Source organism: Granulicella paludicola (genome assembly GCF_025685545.1).
Classification (GTDB): Bacteria; Acidobacteriota; Terriglobia; order Terriglobales; family Acidobacteriaceae; genus Granulicella; species Granulicella paludicola.
The window spans coordinates 573,581-596,674 of record NZ_JAGSYC010000025.1 but is presented as its reverse complement, the minus strand read 5'-3'; the positions used below and the strand labels follow the sequence as shown (position 1 = coordinate 596,674).

Here is a 23,094-nt window from a genome sequence, read left to right as displayed (position 1 = left end):
TTGTTACTGTCACAGTCGCGTAAACTCAGCCCATAACGCAACCCTGTCAGACTTCTTTTCATAGGAATTTTGTCAGGGTTTCGTGTGAGCAGCGACAGGCATCAAGCAAGACGTGTGGCCGCCAGGCAATCGAAGAAGAAGCAATACTCTTTCCAAGTAGAGATCAAGAGTTGCGGAATCGATGGTAGCTACACTTACTTTCCCAGAGGTGTAAGAGTGACCGAGCTTTCCGAACGAAACGACAGCGCTGCTGTTGTTGAAATGATCTCCCTGTTACAGACCATTGCACGGGCCCTGGTGGATGACACCACCGCAGTAAAGGTAGAGGCAATCCCCTCACCTGATTCACATGTTTTGCGATTGCACGTGTCCCCCCAGGACATCGGTAAGCTGATTGGTAAGCAAGGACGCACAGCACGATCACTGCGTACGATCCTCAGTGCTGCCAGCATGAAGCTACAAAGCCGCTTTGCTCTCGACATAGTCGAGGCCGGTCGTCCCGAGCCTATCACTCCCACTCCCCAGCCATAAAGTAACGCTCTCAGGCCAGCCGGCCCGCGTGTCAGGTTCTCAGGCGCACGATAGACTAAGAGGCTGCAGCCAGCAGATGGGCTGTCGTCACAAGCTATTCATCCGTTGGTGACCGAACCACTGTTGGCGTTATCTGCGCCTGGGAGCTTTTGCTTTGACCACCTCCGCCGTTACGAATATTGCCACCGATGGGTGGATCGCCATCGCCACCTTGCTACGCCCTCAAGGGCGTCGAGGCGAGTTGCTGTCCGACCCACTGAGCGACGTAGAGGGCGTATTTTCCGCAGGCCGCTCCGTCCTTCTTTCAGGCAAGACCGCCGCAGGCAAGCAGGTGAAGGAGCCGCGCACGCTGGAGGAAGCCTGGCGTCCGACAGGACGCAACGCCAGCCGCATCGTGCTGAAGCTGAGCGGCTGCGAAAGCATCAACGACGCGGAGGCCATCGCGGGGCTTCAGGTGCTGATCGCCGCAGACGATATGCCCGCACTCGAAGAAGATACCTATTTCGTCGGCGATCTGGTGGGCTGCGCTTTCTTCGATGGCGATGAACCCGCAGGCAAAATCATCGACGTCGAGTTCCCCGTCGGCAGCGACGGTCGTCGCCTTGAGGATGCGGCGTTGCTGCTGGTCGTAGAAGTCGCGGAGGTTGAAGAGCCCGTACTCGTCCCCTTCGTGCGAGCCTGGCTCAAGCATGTGGACGTTAGAGAGCGCCGCGTGGTGATGAATTTGCCCGCGGGGCTGTTGAGCGGCGACGCTGAAATCTTCGGAGAGGAAGACGAAGACGAAACAGAGGAATCCGATGCGATTTGATATCGTGACGATCTTCCCAGGGTTCTTCGGCTCAGCAGGTGCGAAGAGCGGTGAAGGCTCGGGTATCCTGGGCCACGGGATTCTCGAGCGCGCCTTGCGTCAGGGACAGGCGGAGGTCACGACCCACGATCTCCGTTCGTTTACACACGATCGCCACAAGACTGTCGATGATCGCCCCTTCGGCGGTGGCGAAGGCATGGTGCTGAAAGCACAGCCTATCTTCGAGTGCGTGGAAGCCATGCACCTGCAGTCAAAGGGCGAGCGAGGCAGCAAAGAGCGCGTTATCCTCCTCTCGGCGCAAGGCCAGAGCTTCACGCAGGCAACCGCGCGACGTCTCGCAACTTACGAGCGTGTGGTATTGATCTGTGGCCGTTACGAGGGCGTAGACGAGCGCGTGAGCGCAATGCTCTGCGATGAAGAGGTCGGCATCGGCGATTATGTGTTGACGGGCGGGGAGCTCGGCGCTGCCGTCATCGTTGACGCTGTCGTACGCCTGCTACCCGGCGTACTCGGACATGCCGACTCGTCACGCTATGAAAGTTTCGGGGAAGGCGATGAGCCCACCGAGACAATGACGGCGGACGGTGTTCCCCGCGCAACGCATGGAGCAGGCGGCTTGCTGGACTACCCGCACTACACGCGGCCGGCGGAGTGGAACGGAATGCCTATCCCCGAGGCCCTCGGCGGTGGCGATCACCTGGCTATTCGCAAGTGGCGGCGTCGTGCCGCACTTGGGAAGACGCTTGCCAACCGGCCAGATTTGCTGGAAACAGCTCCACTATCCGACGACGATCGAGAGTATCTGGCTAAGCTCGGATGGAATGGCTAGCACTCTCGCCGATTCCGCCATCCAATGTGGAAAACAGCTGCAAAACCAACCGAAGTCGCGTATACTAGCACTTGCGACTTTACGCAAGGAATCTACTATGTCTATTCATCCGATTATGCAGAAGCTGGCTGAGAAGTTCCAGCGCACAGACCTCCCCGACTTTGCTCCTGGCGATACCATCCGCGTGCAGGTAAAGATCAAGGAAGGCGACAAAGAGCGTCTCCAGGCTTTTGAAGGCATGGTTATCGCTACGCGCAAAGGACCTCAGGGCTCTTTCACCGTTCGTAAGATGAGCTTCGGCCAAGGCGTCGAGCGCATCTTCCCATACAACTCCAAGGTTGTAGACAAAATCGAGAAGGTTCGCAGCTACCAGGTGCGCCGTTCGAAGCTGTTCTACCTCCGTGGTCTCCGCGGCAAGGCGGCTCGTCTGCGTGAGGTTGAGCGCAAGATCGAGCGCCCGGCAGCTGCTAAGGCCTAGGCGTTATCGAAACACCGAAACAATGAGAGAGGCGGCCTCCGGGCCGCCTCTCTTCGTTGCTTATCTCTCGCTCCGCAGCTTAGGACTTCTTGCCAAGCACCAGAGGCACGTCCACGTCACGGCAATTCCCCTGACTTCCATCGGCGTTCTTTGCGCAGATCTTCACAACCTGTTCCTTCTGGCGTAGGTTTTCAGGCAGCGCGGGTGCCTTCGTGTTGGCGCGCAGATCTATGAGCGTCCCTGGCCAGTTATACGGTGCCTTGTTCTGGTCGCCGTAGCCGAACTGAGGGTAGTTTGATCCCAGCTGATAGTTCGTATCCAGCGCCACATACAGGCTGGTGGGCTTCTCCTTCTTCTTACCCTGGAATATCTTTTTCCCTGCCTCGCGGTTGAGCATATCGCCATCACAGGCCAGTTGAAGCTGGTGTCCATCGACCTTCACCGTCATCGTGTTGCCATCGATCGCATCGGGCTGGATCTTCGCTCCGGCAAACGGCTGGTTGGAGATCACGGCTGTGCCGAGCCCCGGAACCCAGACGTATAGATACTTGAGGTCGATGATCTGAAAGTTGAGGCCGGCCTTGGCAATGAGGCCATCAATTGTCAGTTCCCCGTGAACGATATCAACCGGAACCAGCTTCGGCGGCTTCTCCTTCTTCACCTTCGCCTTTACGAGTTTGCCGTGCTTGTCATACACAGGCTTAGCCGGCGCGTTGTCCTTGGAACCATCAGCGTCTTTCCCTGCAACGGCGGGCACAGTACCTTCCGCCACCGTAGGCGCGGCGGCTGGGGCAGAAGCCTCGGCAGCGATAGGCGCGGCTGTAGAACTCGCCGCCGCAGGCGCCGCACTCTGTGCAGGGGCAGCTGCCGCCGCAGGAATCGTATTCGAGGTGACAGGAGTCGCCGTCGTAGCAGCATCGGCATCGCCGGACTTGCCATGCTTCTTCTTCGCCACCTTCGCGGCCGCATCGTCCTGCGCAGCCTTTGCCTGCTGCTGAGCGGCCTGCAGCTGGTCATACGTAGGAGACGGGGTGCTGGACTGCGAGTAGGCGGCACGTGAACCTGACAGCAGGAGCCCGGCGGCCAGAACAATTCCACAACGAGAAAGAGCCATGGATATACGCTCCGATCATTTCTTTACGGCAAAGGCTTGAAGGTGTTCGAGCTTACGCCGCGAGCACAAGAACAGCAAGATGACAGGCAAGCAACCTCGCCTTCATACGATTGTACCGGCGAGATGTTGGCGGTCGATGACACAGATCACCCGAATATCCGCCGCTCTAGATTGATTACACTGAGCAGGAAGATACCATGCCTGCTTCGCGAAATCCTGTTACGAAAGTCTTTCGACAAAGAGCTACCGACAGCGCCAGCAAGATGGCCCGGCTGAAAAAGCTCGTCTGCAGCGATGCCTACGAGAGAAGACTGCGATCTGAAGGCTATCGCAACATCGCCGGCATCGACGAAGTCGGTCGCGGCTGCCTGTTTGGCCCGGTGGTGGCCGCCGCCGTGATTCTGCCTGAGGACCTGCGCGCGCTGAAGAAGCTCGGACTGCGAGACTCTAAACAGCTTACAGAGGTCATGCGGCGCGAGCTGGATGAGGTCGTTCGCTCGTTGGCGATTGCCATCTGCATCGCCGAAGTAGACGCCGCGACCATCGACCGCATCAACATCTATCAGGCGAGCCGTCTGGCGATGCTTCAGGCCGTGCAGGGTCTCAGCTGCGAGCCCGACCATCTGCTGATTGACGCCATGCAACTGGACCATACCTGCGCACAGACGAAGCTCATCTACGGAGATTCGCTGAGCCTGTCGATCGCTGCCGCCTCCGTGGTGGCGAAGGTCCACCGCGATGCGATGATGGTGTCTTACGACGCCGGGTTTCCGCAGTATGGCTTCGCTTCGCATAAAGGCTACGGCACTGCGCAGCACCGTAAGGCTATCCAGGAACATGGCCTGCATGAACACCATCGCAGAAGCTTCGCGCCCGTGGCGGCTGTGCTGTCAGGCTCACCCATGGTGCAGGGCATTCTAGCAGGTATGGAAGACGACGACCGAATAGGGGAGGACCTTTGGGAAGAAGACTAATGTGTGTCGTGGCACACCCAGACGATGAATGTGTGGCCTTCGGCGGCGCTCTAGCTCTCGCTGCGAAGGATAGCGTAGAGACCAGCGTCGTCTGCCTTACAGATGGCCAGGCTGCGACCTACCGAGGCGACTCAAAGAGCGCAGCAGAGCTCGGCGCGATCCGGCGCGCTGAGTTCGTTGCGAGCTGCCATCTGCTCGGCGTCTCGCAACAGGAACTGCTCGAATACCAGGACGCGCAACTCGAGTTCAAGAGCATCTCTGAGCTTGCGGGGAAGCTGGTGCAGCGAATTCGCGCGTTCAAACCGCAGGTCATCGTAACCTTCGGTTGCGACGGCGGCCTGAACACGCATCCCGATCACATGGCCGTATCAACCGCGACGACGGCAGCTTTCCACTGGGCTGGACAGGAAAAACGCTATAAAGATCTTGGCCCGGCATATCGTCCGCAAAGACTCTTCCATCTTTCCACCGGCTACTTCCTCCCCGACCGCCAGCCGCCGCTGCCCGCACCTTGGTCGCTCGCACTGGATGTCCGCAGCGTCTTCGAGGCCAAAGTCGAAGCGTTTCGCGCCCACGCCTCCCAGGCACCGCTGATGGAAAAAGTCGGTGACGTCTGGAAGCAGCACGGGCAGACAGAGCTGTACACCCTCATGGCCACAGTCTCCCCGCAGCCCGCTCGACAATCCAAGGACATGTTCGAAGGGGTACTTAACGACTAGCGCAGCTGGAAGTCAGGCGATCCCAGCACCAGCGCTGTCAGCAGGTTTAGCGTGTCGGTCGGTGTCGCATTCGCAGGTTGTTGGGCGAGCTGCTTGTCGATCAGCACATTCGTTTGCGTCGATACGGGTGCGCCGATCATCGTCTCCTCCAGCACATGCAGCGTTAAGTCTGCACCGGTCCCTGTGGGTGTGTGCGGCAACGCGATCAGCCCACTCGCGACCAGCTTCGGCGCATCGAACTTCTGATTCGCAAATTTCCCGTTTGTCAGCTGATACGCAAAGTTCAGGCGATCGACGAGCGCCGTCGAGTTCATCCAGCGATCTGCAGTGAGGTAATACCCCGTAGGCGGCAGCGCACGGAAGAGCGGCATCCCCATTGTGTTCAGCTGGTTCGCGAGCGCACCAAGGTTCTGCGGGTCGGTAGCCGTGGCGCGGAAGGCCGAGGCGATGAACTCCTCCGGTGTCTTCACCTTCGTATGAAAGTACTGCCGCGAGTTGAACTCAGGTGATGTGATCAGTGCGCGCAGTATCGTCTTGATGTCTCCGTGCGAGTCGATGAAGACTTGCGACAAGCGGTCCACAAGCGCAGGCGGAGGGTCATCGGCGACAAAATACTGCGCCAGTTCAGTAGAGATGAATCGCGCGGTCTGAGGAGCATTGGCAAGAATGTTCAGCGCGGCAATTCCCTGCTTCACGCTTTCGGGAGTGGCGACCGCGTTGCCCACCGTCAGGCTCGCCGCTGATATCGGCTTGCCCGGATCAATCTTCGTGACATTGCCCTTATCGTCGATCACATAGCCAAACCAAAGCTTCGAGCCAGGCTCATGTCGCTTGTAGTCGAACTGAAAACCTCCGCCGTTGTTCGGCTGATCGATACCCCACCCAGTAAGGATCGCCGCGAGCGACGTAACATCCGCCTGCGTATAGCCGCCGTTGACGCCAACGGTATGCAGCTCCATCACTTCGCGGCCATAGTTCTCGTTGAGACCCTTGTTGCCCTTCTTCGACTTCGGATTCTGCGGGTTGACTCCATTCGCGAGTGAATCCGGCCCGATAGAAAGCCAGTTGTCGAGATAGACCATCATCGCGGGCGACTGCGCGGTAGCAAGCAGCAGGTCTCGGAAGTTGCCCAGCGCATTGCGGCGAATCACATCGCGCTCGTAGCTCGTGGTATACCACTGGTCGCTGTCTTTCGGCGCATAGATGTTGAAGTGATTGAACCAGAAGGCGGTCATCACCGCTTCCAACTGCCGCTCCGTCAGGATATCGCGCGCCACACGAGCCTGCGTAAGCTCGTTCAGAAGATTGCCCGAAGAACTGACCTGACCGGACATCGCGATAAAAGCATCACGCTCGCGCGGATTGAAATCCGCAAAGAGCAGGTTGCGCTGCTGATCCTTGAGGTTGCCATTCCCCGTCAGCACGATCTGGTCCTCTACCGGCAAGGCGAGGATCGCCTTCATCCGCTGCTCCTTCGGCAACGAAATCAGATCCCCAAACAAGCGAGATGCCTTTTCCTGATCGAGCTTCTTCTGCGCAGCCTTCTCCGCGTCGGTCGGCTCTGCTACCGAAACCGTAGTGCCATCTGGCTTCTTCTTGTCGCGCTCCTTCATCAGCTTCGTATATTGCACATCGAACACCGCGTGAAGGAGCGGGTCGGTAGGTGGCTCGCTTGTCTCATTCGCCACCGCGCTGATCTGCGGACGATCCGGAAAAACCGTCATCGCCTGTTGCGTACTCATGCCTACGGTGGGGAGATCACCGAGCTTGCGCGCCAGGATCGGATCAGGAATCGAGCCGGGTTGCATCTGCTGCGCTAGCCACGCGTCACTCCCCTGCGCAATCACTTGGTCAACCTGTCCAGGCGTGGGCCCAAAAGTAAAGCGGTCAAGCAGTTGCACTACACGCTCCCGCGGTGAAAGCGGGACAAGTGCAACAGGTTTCACGGACTTCGACGCAGGATGGGGCTTCGAGGCGTGCGACTGAATCTGCGCGCTAAGCAGTGACGCTAGGCATAGGGGCGCGAAGATCGGGACAAAATACACGGCATGGCGGGTCCTTGGCATCGGCAACACCTCAACACCCAGCTTAGACCTGTACTATCAGCCAGAAGTTGCGGTTCATGCCATCTTTGCTGATGGTTTTGCAGCGCTCGGCTTCTTGAGGCGCTTCATCACCGAATAAACAATACGCGCCAGGAGGAGCACCGCAAGCACGGCTGTCACCTTCCACGGCGCAAGCACACCCGCCTTCACTAGCCACCAGTAGTGAATGACCGCAGCAATACCTGCCACATAGATAGCGCGATGGAGCCGCTGCCAGTTCTTGCCACCCATCGCCCTCATCACTCGCTGCGGCGAGGTGATAGCCAGCGCCAGCAACAGCACCCACGCCAGCAGCCCCACCTGAATAAACGACCGCTTCTCCACGTCATCCAGCATTCGGGGCCAGATGAGTTTGAACTGGTTCCAAGGCTCGATCAGATGACCTGCCTGGACTCCGGCCCATGCCGTCGGCAAATCGTAGCCGCTGAACAAAACGACATAAATCAGCAGATGTAGCGTCGCATAGAAGAACGCCCACAGCCCGACCATACGCCGAAGACGAATCAACCATGCCAGTGCTGAATTCAGGCGGCGAAGTGGCGTGATCGCAAGGTCGGCAAGCAGCAACCAAAGCGCCCAGTCGCCCGTGAAGTGCGTCAGGTAGTTCGTCGGGTCCGCAAGGCTTGCAAGTGCGCCGCTGCGGTATTGCTGAAGAAGATACAGCAGTGGCAGAAGGCACAGGAGGTGAAGGACACCCTTCAAATAAGGAATCGCTCGAGTAGGCATGGTATCTAGTAAAAACGCTTCAAGTCCATGCCCGCGTACATAGACGCGACCTCATTCGCATATCCATTGAACGGCAGCGTGGGCACGGACTTCACAAAGAGGCTGTTGCCTGTCGTATTCAACAAACGCTCATGCGCCTGCGACCAGCGGGGATGATCGACGGACGGATTTACGTTTGAGTAGAACCCATACTCCTCGGAGTTGAGATCGTTCCAGGTCGTGTGCGGCATCTTGTCGACGAACCGGATCTTCACAATCGACTTCGCCGACTTGAATCCGTACTTCCACGGAATGATCACCCGTATCGGCGCACCCTGCTGGTTCGCCAGCGTCTGCCCATAGCTGCCGAATGTCAACAATGTCAGCGGGTTCATCGCCTCATCCATGCGAAGGCCTTCACTGTAAGGCCACGCAATGCCACTCGGCAGCTCCTCTGTCTTGCTATCTGCCAGCGAGATAAATTGCACAAATTTGGCACTGGGCAGTGGGTTTGCAAACTTGATCAGCTCCGCCAACGGATATCCGTCCCACGGAATCACCATGGACCACGCCTCGACGCAGCGGAAGCGATAGACACGCTGCTCCATCGGTCGAAGGCTCGCGAGCTTGTCCAGGTCGAGCGTCAGCGGCGTCTTCACCAGGCCTTCGATCTTCACCGACCAGGGGTTTGTCTTCAATGTGTGAGCATTCTTGGCAGGATCGTCCTTCTGCTCACCGAACTCATAGAAATTGTTATAGCTCTTCGCCTTGGATTCAGGCGTGGTGGCGCGGTCCGGCACCGAGTAGTTTGTGGTCACAAACTTGAGCGGCGTCTCGCCCAGCGCCAGCTGCGGCAGGCCCGCAGTGGCAGCGGCAGCGCCCACAGCGCCAAGGCCAGAGAGCACACGGCGGCGCGTCATCTTGAAGGACTCGTACACCTCTTTAGGCGTGATCTCGGACGACGGAATGGACTTCTCTGTTCGCAGCAGCATCTTCAAATCTCCTCTTCTGCGGGTTAGACACGCAGAAACCACTCTAGTTACAGTACGCTGTCCGAAGCCCGTTTGGATGGGAAATTGCCTCTTGCGAGCGTGCTCAGCACGAAGAGCATAGACCCCGCTAGCGCTACCACGGCAGCCAGCAAAAGCTCCCGGTGAAAGTTAGGCCGCGAGAATACGATGTAGCCGAAACCAGCCAACGCCAGTAGCGGCGGCACAGGGTAAAGCCACAAGCGAAAGGGCCGTGGCAGATCGGGACGACGTATCCGAAGCACGATCACCCCAACATGCTGCAGCGAAAACTGCAGCACAATCCGCAGCACCACCAGCGCGGCAATGACATCGGCGAGCGCGAAAAAGCAAAACACACACGCAGCCGCCGCCAGGGTCAGCAGCGAAAGATACGGAAAGCCCCGCGTCGGGTGCAGCTTGCCGAAGATCGCCGGAAAGTTGCCATCCCGCGCCGCAGCAAACGGGATGCGCGAATAGCCGAGCAGCAGCGAGAATACGCTCGCAAACGCCGTCACCATCACAAGGACCGCAGCCGTCCGCCCCAGCCATAAGGCAGTGTGCGCTCCCAGCGAAGGAGCATAGGCCGTCTGCATGAACTGCGAGAGCAACGCTCGGCGGGCATCCAGCGTGCCACCGGCAGCGATCGTCGCCGAGGAGCCCAGCACCGCAAGCACGCTGGTATTCAGTGCGAGATATAGCAGCGAAACGATGCCAATGGAGATCAGCACAGCACGTGGGATCGTCCGGCCGGGCTCGCGCGTCTCTCCGCCAAGGAAGGTCACATTGTAGTAACCCCAATAGTCGTAGGTAGCAATCAACATTGCAGACCCAAGCCCTGCAAAGAACGCATGATTCAGCCGGAAAGCACCGGGAGCGAATGCAAAAGCCTTTCCGATGTGCCCATGCAGAAGCCCCGTCACAATCGCCCAGCCAATCGTCAACAGCACCAGCGCAAGCAGCCCCGCGCCAAGCGCCCGCATCTCAGACAGCTTTCGATACAGCAACACGACCGCCACAGCGACAGCCGCAACCGCAAGCCATGACGACACACCGAAGGTCACGCCAAAGCTGTACGGGCCAAGGTGCAACGCATGGACCGCCGCATGAGACACCAGCGCAGGCGATAGATAGCCCGCGTACTGCGCAAGCCCGATGCATCCGCTCGCAACCGACAGCGGTGCCGAGAAGCAAAGCTGAAAGACAAAAAGAAAGCTGAGCCATCGCCCGAACTTGCCGGGAAAGATCGTCGCGAGATAGTGATAAGTGCCCCCCGCTTCCGGCATCGCCGCGCCCAGCTCCGCCCACACCAGGCCATCGCAGGCGGCCAGCAGCGCGCCGAGCACCCATCCCAGCATCGCCTGCGGGCCACCCATCGCAGCCAGCAGCAGCGGCAGCGTGAGGAACGGCCCAACCCCGATCATGTCCAGCAGGTTCAGAGTCACCGCACCGCGAAGGGTCAGTGTGCGTTCAAGCTCAGGGCTTCGGGTGGTGTCGGTCACAACTATCAGTCTATGCAAAGTTTGCGGTTCGTCGAACCTTCACGGTATGCGAACCTAGTGTATGCGACTGATCCCTGCCCTCAGCCTCACGCTGCTGCTCTCGACCGCGTCTGCCCAAACTGGTGTCCAGACTGCTACCAGCAAGACGAACTTCTCCGATCCCGCTAACTTGGGCGGCGAGCGCGTCAAACCTCACGATGGCCGCGAGCTGCCTGTCGATCAGGGCGCCTCCGGTCTCCAGCAAATGCTTCGCAGGCTCAACACGCGAGCTTCGATAATGAACATAGTCGCCCACCCCGACGATGAAGACGGCGGGATGCTGACCTTCTATTCTCGCGGTATCGGCGCACGCGTCGCAGACCTCTCTCTCACCCGCGGTGAAGGTGGTCAAAACGCCATGACCGGCGACTTCGAGGATGCCCTCGGACTGCTCCGCACACAGGAGCTCCTCGCCTGCGACCGCTACTCCGGCATCGATCAATTCTTCGGCACAGAGGTCGACTTCGGCTTCTCAAAGACCAAGGAAGAAGCCTTCGGAAAGTGGACACATGAGCGCGTGCTCTATGACGTCGTGCGCGCCATCCGTATCTACCGGCCCTTGGTGCTGACAGCAACGTTTATCGGCGGCGTGACCGATGGCCACGGTCAGCATCAGGTCTCCGGAGAGATCGCGCAGGAGGCCTTCAAGGCTGCGGGCGATCCCAAAGTCTTTCCCGAACTCACAGCCGAGGGCATCCTTCCCTGGCAGCCGCTAAAGGTCTTCGCTCGAGTCCCGACGCAGTCGATCACCGAGAAAGGTCTCTTCGACTACGCGACAAACCAGTACACGCAGCCGCGCTTTGAAAACTACGTCAGCGGCGAAGTGACGACAACACCTCCATCGATCGACGTCGTAGTACACGAGGGCCAGCCGGACTCGCTGCTAAAGGCGGACGATGGCAGCTCTCTCAGTTACGTGCAGTTCGCACGAATTGGCCTTGCGCAGCAGAAATCACAGACCGGCCCTGGAATGCGCATGCCGGGCGCCGGCAAGTTCGACTCCAGCTTTCACTTGTACGGCTCGCACGTGCAAGCAAACAGCAAGCCCGCCGAAGATGCCAACTTCTTCGATGGCATCGACACTAGCCTTTTCGGTATCGCCACGATGGCGCCCGACTCACCGAAGTATCTACATGATTCGCTGGAGCTGCTGAGCGCCCAGATCGAAAATGCCACGAAGCAGTTCAAGATCGCGCAGCCTGAAAAGCTCGCTCCACTGCTTGCCGACGCGCTGCAACAGGCGCGCGGGCTGGAAGAGCGGATTGCCAATGCAGACTTTGATGCAACTCAGCGCGAGAGCGTGCTGCACGAGCTGCATATCAAGACAGCGCAGTTGAATGATGCTCTCGTGCTATCCCTTGGCCTGAGCTTGGATGCGACCGCGACAGGCACCGAGCATTCCGCTGACACTGGTGTCTCTGTATGGTCGCAGGTGCGTGTAAAGTCCGCCGAAGCTCTGCATGGCAAGTCGAGCTGGTTGAACAATGCAGCTGGCGGCAAAGAAACCACCGACGATGTAAGCGCAGAACGCAACCATCTCACGGTCGATCATCCACTTTCTTTCACACTGACGGCGAAGCCAACGTTTACAACCAACATCACGCGGCCCTACTTCCGTCGCAGTGATCTTGAGATGCCTGTCTATCAACTTGCACGTCCTGAACTGCGCAACGCCCCCGTCGCGCCTCCTGCCCTCACGGCATGGGCCAGAATCGAGTACCGCGGCGCAGTCATCGAACTTGGACGCATTGTACACGACGGACCTCAACCGATCAGCTTTGTACCAGCAGTGAACCTCGCACTCTCTTCGAACGCGCAGGTTCTTCTGCAGAGCGAATGGAACTTCGAACTCGTAGCTAACGCAAGCTCGACCTATTCCCGCGATAGCTCCTACAAGGTAGAGAAAGGTCTCAAGCCACAGGAGCCGCCGACAGTTCATTTGAGCGTGCCCGCACGATGGACCGTCAAGCCAACGCAGCCGAAGCCGCTAGACGGCAAGACTATCTTTCTTGTGACGCCCCCAGCAGAGCGACAGAGCACCGCTACACTAACCGCGTCCGTTGCTCTGCCCACAGGCAGCACGTATGCCGAGGGTTATCGGACCATCGGCTATGGCGATCTTCCCCGCACCATCTTCTTCACCCCGGCAAAGGACCGCATTGTTCCCGTCGACCTGAAGCTGCCTGCACACCTCCGCATCGGCTACCTGCCCGGCACCGGCGACGCCGTACCAGAAGCGCTCGCGTCCATTGGCATGAAGCCCGCACTATTGACCCTCGCTGACATCAACGCCGATACCCTGAAAAAGTTCGACACCGTCATCCTTGGCGTTCGCACCTACGCCGCCCTGCCTGAACTTCACGGCGCTCCCACCAAAGCCTTGCTTGACTTCGCACGTAACGGAGGAAACGTCGTCGTGCAGTATCAGACAACGGAGTTCACCGGCGATGATGCTCCCTACCCACTCACCCTCGGCCACGATGCCGAGAAGGTCGTAGACGAAACCGACCCCGTACATCTGCTTGTGCCGACTTCTCCCCTGCTCTCATCACCCAACCGCATCACGCCCGCAGACTTCGACCATTGGATTGAGGAGCGCGGCCACGGCTTTCTTCGTACCTGGGACGAAAAATACACGGCCTTAACCGAAACCCACGACCCCGGCGAAGATCCACAACAAGGTGGACTGATCACTACGCAGCTTGGCTCCGGTCGCTGGACCTACTGCGCCTTCGCCATCTATCGCCAGCTCCCCGAAGCTGTTCCCGGAGCCTTTCGCGTCTTTGCAAATTTGCTCGTGAAATGACGCGTCATACTCAGCCACAAAAGTAGAACGGCCTCCTTTGCAGGAGGCCGTTCTACTTTGCAAATCGTTGAGGATTAGTGAGCGGGGCGGCGGCGTACCGGAGCCTTTGCAGGCGTCTTCGGAACGATCGTGCCATCAGTCAGCGTAATCATCAGCGGGTTAGAGGTGTAGGAATCGTAGGTGCCTTCGACGGTGATCTTCTCTCCAGCAGCCGGCTCGGTCTTCGGAGCCTCCTTCAGGTTGATGGTGAAGTCTGGCGTCTTGCTTGCATTTGCGTCGTCGGAAACCATCAGCACAATCGAGGCCCCCGACGCGCTAACAACCGTTACATCCGGGAACGAAACCGACTTGCCCTTCACCGAAGCGAAGACCTTGTCTGCATCATCCTTCGTGCCGTACTGCAGAGCTGTCTCCTTGTCACCAAGGGCAAGCGTTGCAAGGTCAGGCGTCGAGGCTACCAGGCTGTGCACCATGTCTTCCGGCTTCGGTGCAGGCTTGATGCCTTCAAGTAGACCGGCAGGTGGATTCAGGTTCGTTGCCACTGCAGTCTGCAGAGCATCGTAGCCATCCGCTCCGCCATGGAACTTCTTGTAGCAGTAAGTCGCAAGCTGCTGGATGGTCGGCTTGAAGTTCGCCGGAGCGAAGTTCGCAGCACGGGTCGCATACCAGGCACAGTTCAGATAGTCCGGCGGCGTGGAGGTGTAATACGCCTGGGCCAGCACGTAAACATCCTGCAGCTGCTTGTTCGGGTCCTGAGTGTCGGCCACGGGAACAGCAGCCAGCTCGGTCTTCAGAGCCGTAATCGCACCGGCGTTATCCTTCTTGGCAAGATCGTCATCGGCGATCGTGCTCTCGAAGGTCGGCATCGTCGCGTCCTTGAACTTCTTGTAGTCATCAGCAGAAACACCCGTGGAACCGGTAGCAGACAGACCCTGATTTGCGTAACCGGCGGCCTTATCCAGCGCCGCCTGCTTTGCAGCAGGATCTGTAGCAGCATCACCCTCGGCGCGGAGGTAGTAAACCTTGATCGCGAGAGCGCGCAGGTTGCCCGGATCGGCAGCGAGCAGGTCATCGGCTGCGGCCAGCGTGGCATCCTTGTTCGTCGTCTGGCTATAAAGGGCCACAATCTGCGTGAGCACCGCCAGCTTGACGCTCGACTTCGGATACGCCTTGAGATATGCCTGGAAGGCCTGTGCCTTGGCGGCCGGATCAGTCTGAGTGTTGGCGTTGTTATACGCTGTGTACTCATCAGCCGACATCGCGACCTGGCCCGCAGGGTCCTGGGCGTGTGCAAGAGTTGCCATGGGCAGTGCGCAGGCTACGGCCAGCAGCGAAGCAAGTACGACCTTCTTCATAAGTAAAGTTCTCCTCGAACCGTTCATGGAATGTTGCCGGTATTCAAATAGATTAGCGCAGTCCGCGCTCCAAACTGTAGACGTTTCAGGGAGACAGACGCCGTTAGCCGGATGATGCGGATTATAAGAATCGCGGTCGCGCTGTGCAACCGCTGTCGCTTTTGGTCGAAACATAGCCGCCTCCTGCCCTTCTCAACACCATTGGGAACCCCACCAACCTGGACAGGTTGCGGCGTCTCTCTATCGCCTTGGATGCAAATTCCAGCGAACAGATTGCACCCCAAAATGGGCACTCCCATCTCTCATCCGCCAACGTAGCTAAATCCGGCAAAAAACCTTCAATTCCGGACGCCCTTATCCACAATTCGGCCTAGATTCGGGTTGATTCACCCCCTGACGCCGCTTACGATTCGACCAGACGCGGGTCCGGCAGGCCTCGCCGATTGCACCTCAACACCCCTGCTCAAGAAAAGGTCCTACTTCCTTGCTCAAGCTCAAAAAGGTTCAGATCCTCGGCTTCAAGTCGTTTTGCGACCGTACAGAGGTCCAGCTCACCGGCGAAGGTATCGCAGCCATCGTCGGCCCGAACGGCTGTGGCAAGTCGAATATCTCGGACGCCATCACCTGGGTGCTGGGCGAGCAGTCGGCCAAGAGCCTGCGCGGCATCAAGATGGAAGACGTCATCTTCGCCGGTACGCGCACGCGCAAGCCGACAGGCATGGCCGAGGTCTCGCTGACTCTTGTCGACCCTGAGGTCTACGACGGCAACACCCTCGCGGAGGGCGAAGAGGCCATCGGCGCCCCCGAAGGCGAAGCTGCCACTACGCCGATCGACTCCCAGGGTGACTGGGACGAGTCTGCCGTCCGCGAAGCAGCGGCGCAGGAAACGGAAGACGCCACCATCGAAGCCCAGCCCGGCACCACCTACGAGGCCGAAGTTCCGCAGAAGAAGGGCGACAAGGCCGCCGAAGGCGACGCGTCCGCCGAGCTCTCCCCTGAAAACAATGTCGTCCTGAAGATCCGCCGCCGCAAGTTCGGCCGCGCTCCCGTCCGTGCCGGTGAAATCACCGTCACCCGCCGCCTCTTCCGCTCCGGCGAATCCGAGTACCTGCTCAACGGCAAGATCTGCCGTCTCTCCGACATCAAAGACATCTTCATGGGCACCGGCCTCGGCGGCGAAAGCTACGCCATCATCGGTCAGGAACGCATCGGACAGCTCCTGTCGTCCAAGCCGCTCGATCGCCGCGCCATCATCGAAGAAGCTGCAGGCATCACCCGCTTCAAGACGAAGAAGCGTCTCGCCGAACTGCGACTCGAAGCCGCCAAGCAGAACCTCTCCCGCGTCAACGACATCTTCGAAGAAGTCACGCGCCAGATGGGCGTGCTCAAGCGCCAGGCCGCCAAGGCAGAGCGTTACGGTGCCCTGCGCGACGAACTTCGCGCCAAGCTGCGCGTCGTGCTCGCCAGCCGACTCACGCAGATGGACACCGAGCAGTCTGCCGCCACCACAGAGATCGCTCGTCTTGCCGAGCTGATCGATGGTCAGGCAGCGCAGCTGGAGCTGATGGATGCAGAGCACTCCACCGGAGTCGCTCGCGGCTACGAGCTCGACGGGCAGATCCGCGAAGCCGGCTCCCGTGCTAACACCAGCGCCGTCGAACTGGAGCGCATCGCAGCCCGTACCGCCTCCAACGCCGACCGCGTCACCGAATTAACGCAGCGCCTCGAAACCGGCAACGAAGACCTCGCTCAGGCCCGCGGACAGCTCGAAGCCCTCGCCAGCGAGCGCGAGCAGCATCGCAGCTTCCTCGAAAGCGCCACCAGCGAGTCCGGCTCTGCCCGCGAAGCCGCCAACGCGCAACAGGCGCAAGCGCATGAAGCCACGCGCAGCGTCCTCGCCGCCGAGGCCCTCGCCGAAAACCACCGCCGCACCGCCATGCAGTCCATGCAACGCGCCGGGCAGGCCAATAACGAAATCGCCCAGGCCGACGCTGCCCTCGCCGGTCTCGACCGCGAAAACGAACGCCTCAGCGCGGAGTCAAACACCGCACGCCAGGAGCTCGAACAGCTTGGCGTGCAGCGCGGCCAGCTCCAGATCTCCTTCGAAGATGTGACCGCCCGCCTCAAGCGTCTCGAAGCCGAGATCAGCGAGCTTCGCCAGACCCTCGACAGCAAGCGCATCGCAGAAATCCAGTCACGTCGTCGCGGTGATGAGTTGCGCGGACAGCGTGCCTCCTTCTCCGGTCGTCGCAGCTCGCTCGAAGCTCTTATTCGCGAGCACAGCTACTCCACCGACACGGTTCGCAACATTCTGAAGGCCAAGCACAATGACTCGGCCTCTGCTCCCATCGGCACCCTCGCCGACTTCCTTGAAGTTGACGGCAAGTATGGCGAGATCGTCGACGAGTTCCTGCGCGAAGAGCTCAACTACGTCGTCGTTCGCACATGGGACGCAGCCGACGAGAGTGTGAAGATGCTCCACTCCAACGTCGCCGGTCGCGCCACTCTTCTCGTGCATCCCGATGGCGCGCACGTCACCGTCCCCGCTCCTGGCGCGATGCCCATCTCCAACCCTGAAGGCGTCGTCGCCCTTCGCGACTGCGTTCGCGTCGTCGCTAAGGACGGCGTGGCAGATTTCGGTCGTTCCCTCGAAACCCTGCTGCCCAAGTTGCGCGAAGGCTTCATCGCTCCTGACAGCGCCACCGCCCAGCGGCTCGCAGCGCAGTATCCGCAGGCCTACTTTCTCTCTCCTACCGGCGAGACCTTCCACAATCTCACCGTCACTGGCGGCAAACCGCGTGAGCAGGGGCCGCTCGCACTGAAGCGCGAACTCGGCGAGTTGCAGACGAAGCTCGAAGGCGTAGAAGCCGAACTCGAGCAGACCGAGCAGACCACGGCTACGCTCACAGCAGAGATCGCCGAGCACAACGCCACCATCGAGTCCAAGAACCACGAGCGTCGCGACGCCGAGCGCGAAAGCGCCAACTCCGGCGCTGCCCTGCGACAGATGGAGCAGGAGGTCTCGCGCATAGAGAGCCGCCTGCAGCAATGGCAGATCGCGCAGGGCCGCAACAATGACCAGCGCCAGGGTCGCCTCGACCTCATTGCCCGCAAGCGCGAAGACGCCACCAAGTTTGAGCAGGAGCGCGCCGCTCTCGAGCAGCAGGTCAGCGACCTCAGCGAAAAGATCGTCTCCTTGCGTCTCGCTCGCGAAGAGCTTCAAAGCTCTGCCAGCGCCGCTGCCGCTGCCCTCGCAGGCCTCGAAGAGCGCCGCCGCAACGCCAACGCCAACTTTGAGCAGACCAATCGTCTATTCGAAAGCCAGTCGCAGCGCATCACGCAGCTTGAGTCACAACTCTCCAACGCCGCCGCCGAAAAGCAGCGTCGCGAAGAGGAGACCACTGAACTAGGCGGCAAGCATGAAGAGCTCCGCGAGATGCGCGCGCAGGCCATCGCTGAAGGCGAGACACTCTCCGCCGAAGCGAAGGAACTCCGCACAGCGATGGCCGAGCTTGACGTGCAGCTTCGCTCCCTTCGTCATGAGACTGAGCAGCTGCGCGAACAGCGAGCCACGCTAAGCGCCCGCGCCGCCAAGCTAACATCAGACCTCGAGCACCTCGAAGCCACCTGCGTCAACGATCTCTCCGTCGAGCCGATCGTGTTGCGCGAAGACGCGGCCATCGAACGCATCGAAGGCGATGCCCTCACCGCCGAGGACGAAGCCGCTCGCGGCCTCAAGCAGCGCCTCGAAGCCATGGGCCCGGTCAACATGATGGCCCTCGAGGAGTACACAGAGACCGCCGAACGTCACGGCTTCCTCGAAACTCAGCGCAAAGACTTGCTCGACTCCATCGAAAACACGCAGCAATCCATCAAGGAGATCGACGACGTCTCGCGCATCAAGTTCGACGAGGCGTACAAGATCATCAACGAGAACTTCTCCAACACCTTTACTAAGCTCTTCGGCGGCGGTCAGGCCTTCATGCGACTCACCGAGGTCGACGAGGCCACCGGCAAGAGCTCCGACATGAGCGGCATCGAGATCATAGCCTCACCCCCAGGCAAGAAGCTGCAAAACGTACTGCTCCTCTCCGGCGGAGAAAAAGCCCTCACCGCACTCTCGCTGCTCGTCGGCATCTTCCAGTTCCAGCCCGCTCCTTTCTGCGTACTGGACGAAGTCGATGCCCCACTCGACGAGACGAACGTCGGCCGCTTCTCGCGCCTCGTCGCCGAAATGTCCGACACCACCCAGTTCATTGTCATCACCCATTCCAAGCGCACCATGGAGCAGGCCGATGTCATGTACGGTGTCACCATGCAGGAGCCCGGCGTCTCGAAGATCGTCAGCGTCTCGCTCGGTGGCCGCAGCCAGGGCCGCGAATCCGTCAAGCGCAACGCAGCGTAACGAACTCGCCACTTGTTGGCGCCAACATCTGTAGCGATCATCAAGGGAGACGGCCACAACGCCGTCTCCCTTCACTCTTATGAACCCGCTCAATCCGCTCGACTGGATACTCGCCCTGCTTCTCGCCTACTCGGTGATCCGCGCCATCATGCGCGGTCTGCTCCGCGAAGCGCTCTCCCTGTGCGGCCTCGTCATCGGCTTCCTGCTCGCCTGCTGGAACTTCCACACCGTCGGCCTTCGCCTGCACGGTATCGTGAACGACCGTCCCATCGCCGACCTGCTCGCCTTCCTCCTGATCCTCGCTGGGGTCATGATCGTCGCCGCACTTCTCGGTAAGTTGTTGAGCCGCACAGCCTCCGCCGTCGGCCTCGGCTTTCTTGACCGCCTCGGCGGCGCCTGCTTCGGCTTCCTGCGCGGCGCCCTCCTGGGGTTGGCATTATTACTGGTTGTCACGGCATTTCTCCCGACCGCCCCCTGGGTGCAAACTTCTTCGCTCGCTCCGTATTTTCTTCGGGCCAATCATGCTGTATCCTTCGTCATGCCGTCGAACCTCCAGCAGCAGCTCAGCAAGGGTCTCGAGCGCATACGCAACCCGCACCTCTTCTAAAGCATCTGCCTCTCAAGCACACAAACTGCTGTTGGATCAAACAGGCCTGCCCGTCGCACAATAGCTCTACTAGTTCATAAGTAAGGAAGCTGCGCGATTGAAACGCGATCTCGATACTCTCGTCCTCCAGATGTACTCCGCCGGTGTCTCGTACGCTGACGCTGTCCGCGAATTCAAAAAGCATTACATCCTCGAGGTGCTCTCGCGCCATCGTGGCAACCAGTGCAAAGCAGCCGAAGAGCTGAACATGCACCGGAACACGCTCAGCCGCACGCTCACCGAGCTCGGCCTTGACTCCGCGCAGATCCGCCAGGGCACACGCCGCCCCGTCCGCTCGGTTCGCCCTGAGCGCACCCTACAGATCGTCTCCAACGGACGTTAGCGCCTTCGCTTCGTCTAACATGGCAGAGAATGCTCCGCCGACACACACATCGCAGCCCGTACCGTAGCGCCCTGCAACTTCTCTGCACGGCAGGTGTCCTGTGCGCGGCGACTCCCGTGTTCGCGCAGGCCAATCCTGCGGACGCACCTGTAAGTGTGCCTGCTGGCGCACTCACCTCACCTCCCCAGCCTGAGCCCGTCGCCCCCGACACCACCCCAACCTATCCGCAGATCTCCGCGAAGCAAACCCGTGAAGCCGACGACCTGTACCTACTCGGCATCAAGCAGACGAAGCAGGAAGACCTCGGCGCTGCTGTCATAAGCTTCCAGCGCGCCTCCCAGCTAAACCCCGGCAACCGCGACTACGCTCTGGCCCTCATCATTGCAAAACAGAGCCGCAGCTCGCAGCTGGTACACCTCGCAGCCGCCGCCCTGCAGCGCGGCGACTCTGCAAAGTCCGACACACTGCTCGAAGAAGCGCGCAAGCTCACTCCGGATGACCCCATCGTCGCGCAGCACTTCGGCGCAGCCTCCAAGCCTACCGCCACCCCCCAACCTCTCCGCGCAGACTTCGTCGCCTCCACCCTCGGCGGCCCCATCCAGCTCGATCACAAGAAAGACACCCACAGCTTTCACTCCCAACGGGACACCCGCGGTCTTCTGCAGGACATCTACCAGGCCTACGGCATCACCCCGATCTTCGACTCCTCCGTCGGCAGCGGCGGCAGCGTCCCGATTGATGTCGACAATGTGAACTTCGACGACGCTACCCGCATTGCACAGAGCCTCACCCACACCTTTGCCGTCCCGGTCCAGACAAAGCAGGTGCTCCTCATCAAGGACACACCCGAGTACCGGCAGGAGTTCCAGCCGCTTGTCGAAGAGACGGTCTACCTCCCCGGCTACTCGCAGGAACAGATGACCGAGCTCGCCAACGTGGCTCGCAACATCTTCGACGTGAAGCAGGTCACGGCCAGCTCCAGCAGCGGCTTCATTCTTTTACGCGGCGATGTCGAATCGCTCAAGCTCGTCAACGCCGTCTATACCGACATGGCCGATGGCGGCACCGACATCCTCTTCGATGTGAACCTGTACGAGATCACCAACACGCGCAAGAACGACATCGGAGCCATCCTGCCCAGCTCAGCCGGTGTCATCAGCATCGCTGCTGAAGCCGAATCGCTCATCACCGCCAATCAGTCACTCCTCAGCGAGGCCATCTCCGAAGGTCTTTTGAAGCTGACCGGTTCCACTCTGCAGCAGGAACTCCAGGAGATCGGATTTCTCGTCGCCTCGGGAACGCTCTCCAACTCGACACAATTCACCGGCCTGCTGGGGACCTTCGGTGGCGGCCTCGCCTTCTCCGGCCTTTATCTTGGCTCTAACTCCAGCTTCAATCTCGCGCTCAACACCTCGGACTCCCGCCTGCTGGACGCCATCCAGATCCGCGCAGGCAACGGCCAGCCCGTCAACTTCCGCGCAGGCTCGCGCTATCCCGTCATCACCGGTACCTACAGCTCCGGCATCAGCAGCTCTCTTGCCTCCCAGCTCGCCGGACTCACCTCCGCGGGTACCAGCGTCAGCAGCGCTCTCTCCAGTCTGCTCGCCAGCACCCAGGCGAGCGTTCCGCAATTTCAGTTTGAAGACCTCGGCATCACCCTGAAGATGACGCCCACCGTCCTGCGTGGCGACGACATCAGCCTCAAACTCGACATGAAGCTCGAAGCCCTCGGCGGCTCCTCGCTGAACAGCATTCCAATCCTCAACGATCGGGCGCTGGCCTCGACTATCACTATCCCCGTTGGCAAGACCGCCCTGCTCGCACAACTCGTCACCAAGCAGGAGATCCGCTCCATCGACGGCCTCCCCGGCCTTAGTGAACTCCCCGGCTTTCAAGGCACCGACAAGGCCAAAGAGGTCGACACCGACGAGTTTGTCCTCACCATCACGCCTCACATCGTCCGCGCCGGCGCGCCACACTTCAACAGCAAGCCTCTGGCTGCAATCCATACCGAGTCGACCGCTCAGTAACTCAGCACCAAATAATTTCTCCCTATAGCTTTGTTTTCTCAGTTTTGCACTGTGTGATGCCACCCCAAGGGATTGCAAAACCTCGCAAGACTCGATATATTCAAAGAGTGGCAGGGCGGGAGTAGCTCAGTGGTAGAGTGCTTCCTTGCCAAGGAAGATGTCGCCGGTTCGACCCCGGTCTCCCGCTCCAAAACCTTCTCTTCTTCAACGCCCGGAGAGAACTGCTAGCGATGTTCAGTTTCCCAAGGGGCGCGGTACCCAAGTGGTAAGGGAGAGGTCTGCAAAACCTTTATGCGTCGGTTCGATCCCGACCCGCGCCTCCATAAATGAAACAGCCGCCCCTTTCGGAGCGGCTTTGTCGTCTCTACTCAAATAAGCGACTTACGCGTTACCCTCTCACGAAGATCGTCGACTGACTCCCCTCAGCCTGTAAAGCTCCGCTTCTGGCTGTGCTCGCCTGCTGCAAATCCGACTGCAGCGCGCCGAATACCTGCTGAGCCCCACTCAAGGTTCCCGCTTGCAGTTCCTGGCCCAGCTGCTTCAGGAGCTCGCTCGTTGTACCCGTCTGACTGCTGCTGGAATCCGTGCTGCTCATCTGAATGCTGTCGCTATCCGCGTGGTGACGGTGGTGGCGATGTCCGGAGACTCCGCTCAAGCTCGAAGCCGTCGCTGAGGCGTGCTGTAGGTCCCGCTGCAGC

18 protein-coding genes and 2 tRNA genes are annotated in these 23,094 nt (G+C 59.9%); 13 read left to right on the top strand and 7 right to left on the bottom strand.

The features are described 5' to 3' along the window. The first annotated feature begins 216 nt into the window (after positions 1 to 216). The 4 genes from OHL14_RS14305 (at position 217) to rplS (ending at position 2,646) form a co-directional block, all read left to right on the top strand. Entirely contained in the window at positions 217 to 531 is a 315-nt protein-coding gene (locus OHL14_RS14305; RefSeq protein ID WP_263380030.1) for a KH domain-containing protein, read from the top strand. A 154-nt stretch (positions 532 to 685) separates the two neighbouring features. Then, the gene (gene rimM / locus OHL14_RS14300) at positions 686 to 1,339 is read left to right on the top strand and encodes a ribosome maturation factor RimM (RefSeq protein ID WP_263380029.1); all 654 of its coding nucleotides are present in this window, start codon (positions 686 to 688) and stop codon (positions 1,337 to 1,339) included. Then, positions 1,329 to 2,168, top strand: coding sequence for a tRNA (guanosine(37)-N1)-methyltransferase TrmD (trmD, locus tag OHL14_RS14295; protein ID WP_263380028.1), 840 nt, complete (start codon positions 1,329 to 1,331; stop codon positions 2,166 to 2,168). Before rimM ends, trmD begins: the two co-directional genes overlap by 11 nt. A gap of 97 nt (positions 2,169 to 2,265) precedes the next feature. Further along, the gene (gene rplS, locus OHL14_RS14290) at positions 2,266 to 2,646 is read left to right on the top strand and encodes a 50S ribosomal protein L19 (RefSeq protein ID WP_396271395.1); all 381 of its coding nucleotides are present in this window, start codon (positions 2,266 to 2,268) and stop codon (positions 2,644 to 2,646) included. Positions 2,647 to 2,725: 79 nt separating this feature from the next. Here rplS and OHL14_RS14285 read toward each other — a convergent pair whose 3' ends face one another. Next, positions 2,726 to 3,760 carry a hypothetical protein gene (locus OHL14_RS14285; protein ID WP_263380027.1) on the bottom strand — a complete coding sequence of 345 codons (1,035 nt, stop codon included), beginning with the start codon at positions 3,758 to 3,760 and terminating at the stop codon, positions 2,726 to 2,728. A gap of 197 nt (positions 3,761 to 3,957) precedes the next feature. On the opposite strand from OHL14_RS14285, the gene OHL14_RS14280 reads away from it, so the two are divergent. Further along, positions 3,958 to 4,734 carry a ribonuclease HII gene (locus OHL14_RS14280; protein WP_263380026.1) on the top strand — a complete coding sequence of 259 codons (777 nt, stop codon included), beginning with the start codon at positions 3,958 to 3,960 and terminating at the stop codon, positions 4,732 to 4,734. Next, a complete protein-coding gene (locus tag OHL14_RS14275) occupies positions 4,734 to 5,453 on the top strand; it encodes a PIG-L deacetylase family protein (protein ID WP_263380025.1) in 720 nt (239 codons plus the stop codon). The genes OHL14_RS14280 and OHL14_RS14275 overlap by 1 nt, the downstream gene beginning before the upstream one ends. Here OHL14_RS14275 and OHL14_RS14270 read toward each other — a convergent pair. From OHL14_RS14270 to OHL14_RS14255, 4 genes are all read right to left on the bottom strand, one after another. Further along, positions 5,450 to 7,354 carry a DUF1800 domain-containing protein gene (locus OHL14_RS14270; RefSeq protein WP_263380024.1) on the bottom strand — a complete coding sequence of 635 codons (1,905 nt, stop codon included), beginning with the start codon at positions 7,352 to 7,354 and terminating at the stop codon, positions 5,450 to 5,452. The genes OHL14_RS14275 and OHL14_RS14270 overlap by 4 nt on opposite strands. 219 nt (positions 7,355 to 7,573) lie before the next feature. Further along, complete coding sequence (locus tag OHL14_RS14265; RefSeq protein ID WP_263380023.1) at positions 7,574 to 8,284, bottom strand: protein-methionine-sulfoxide reductase heme-binding subunit MsrQ; 711 nt, start codon at positions 8,282 to 8,284, stop codon at positions 7,574 to 7,576. Positions 8,285 to 8,289: 5 nt separating this feature from the next. Beyond that, complete coding sequence (gene msrP, locus OHL14_RS14260; RefSeq protein ID WP_263380022.1) at positions 8,290 to 9,255, bottom strand: protein-methionine-sulfoxide reductase catalytic subunit MsrP; 966 nt, start codon at positions 9,253 to 9,255, stop codon at positions 8,290 to 8,292. A gap of 47 nt (positions 9,256 to 9,302) precedes the next feature. Next, entirely contained in the window at positions 9,303 to 10,772 is a 1,470-nt protein-coding gene (locus tag OHL14_RS14255) for an APC family permease (protein ID WP_263380021.1), read from the bottom strand. Between the two features lie 61 nt (positions 10,773 to 10,833). Between OHL14_RS14255 and OHL14_RS14250 the strand changes: the two genes are divergently transcribed. After that, on the top strand, positions 10,834 to 13,617 hold the full coding sequence (locus OHL14_RS14250) for a PIG-L family deacetylase (RefSeq protein WP_263380020.1): 2,784 nt from the start codon (positions 10,834 to 10,836) through the stop codon (positions 13,615 to 13,617). A gap of 74 nt (positions 13,618 to 13,691) precedes the next feature. Here OHL14_RS14250 and OHL14_RS14245 read toward each other — a convergent pair whose 3' ends face one another. Then, a complete protein-coding gene (locus OHL14_RS14245; protein WP_263380019.1) occupies positions 13,692 to 14,972 on the bottom strand; it encodes a hypothetical protein in 1,281 nt (426 codons plus the stop codon). A 484-nt stretch (positions 14,973 to 15,456) separates the two neighbouring features. Between OHL14_RS14245 and smc the strand changes: the two genes are divergently transcribed. From smc to OHL14_RS14215, 6 genes are all read left to right on the top strand, one after another. After that, positions 15,457 to 19,377 carry a chromosome segregation protein SMC gene (smc, locus tag OHL14_RS14240; RefSeq protein WP_263380018.1) on the top strand — a complete coding sequence of 1,307 codons (3,921 nt, stop codon included), beginning with the start codon at positions 15,457 to 15,459 and terminating at the stop codon, positions 19,375 to 19,377. A 79-nt stretch (positions 19,378 to 19,456) separates the two neighbouring features. Further along, positions 19,457 to 19,984 carry a CvpA family protein gene (locus tag OHL14_RS14235; protein WP_263380017.1) on the top strand — a complete coding sequence of 176 codons (528 nt, stop codon included), beginning with the start codon at positions 19,457 to 19,459 and terminating at the stop codon, positions 19,982 to 19,984. A gap of 97 nt (positions 19,985 to 20,081) precedes the next feature. Further along, complete coding sequence (locus OHL14_RS14230) at positions 20,082 to 20,366, top strand: helix-turn-helix domain-containing protein (RefSeq protein WP_263380016.1); 285 nt, start codon at positions 20,082 to 20,084, stop codon at positions 20,364 to 20,366. Positions 20,367 to 20,395: 29 nt separating this feature from the next. After that, positions 20,396 to 22,396: a type II secretory protein PulD gene (locus tag OHL14_RS14225; protein WP_263380015.1), complete on the top strand. Its 2,001-nt coding sequence runs from the start codon at positions 20,396 to 20,398 to the stop codon at positions 22,394 to 22,396. Positions 22,397 to 22,511: 115 nt separating this feature from the next. Next, positions 22,512 to 22,586: transfer RNA gene (locus OHL14_RS14220), tRNA-Gly, on the top strand. Between the two features lie 58 nt (positions 22,587 to 22,644). Beyond that, positions 22,645 to 22,719 (top strand) — tRNA-Cys (locus OHL14_RS14215). Positions 22,720 to 22,784: 65 nt separating this feature from the next. On the opposite strand, the gene OHL14_RS14210 is transcribed toward OHL14_RS14215, so the two are convergent. After that, positions 22,785 to 23,051, bottom strand: a complete 267-nt coding sequence (locus OHL14_RS14210; protein WP_263380014.1) for a hypothetical protein — start codon at positions 23,049 to 23,051, stop codon at positions 22,785 to 22,787. Positions 23,052 to 23,094: the final 43 nt, after the last annotated feature.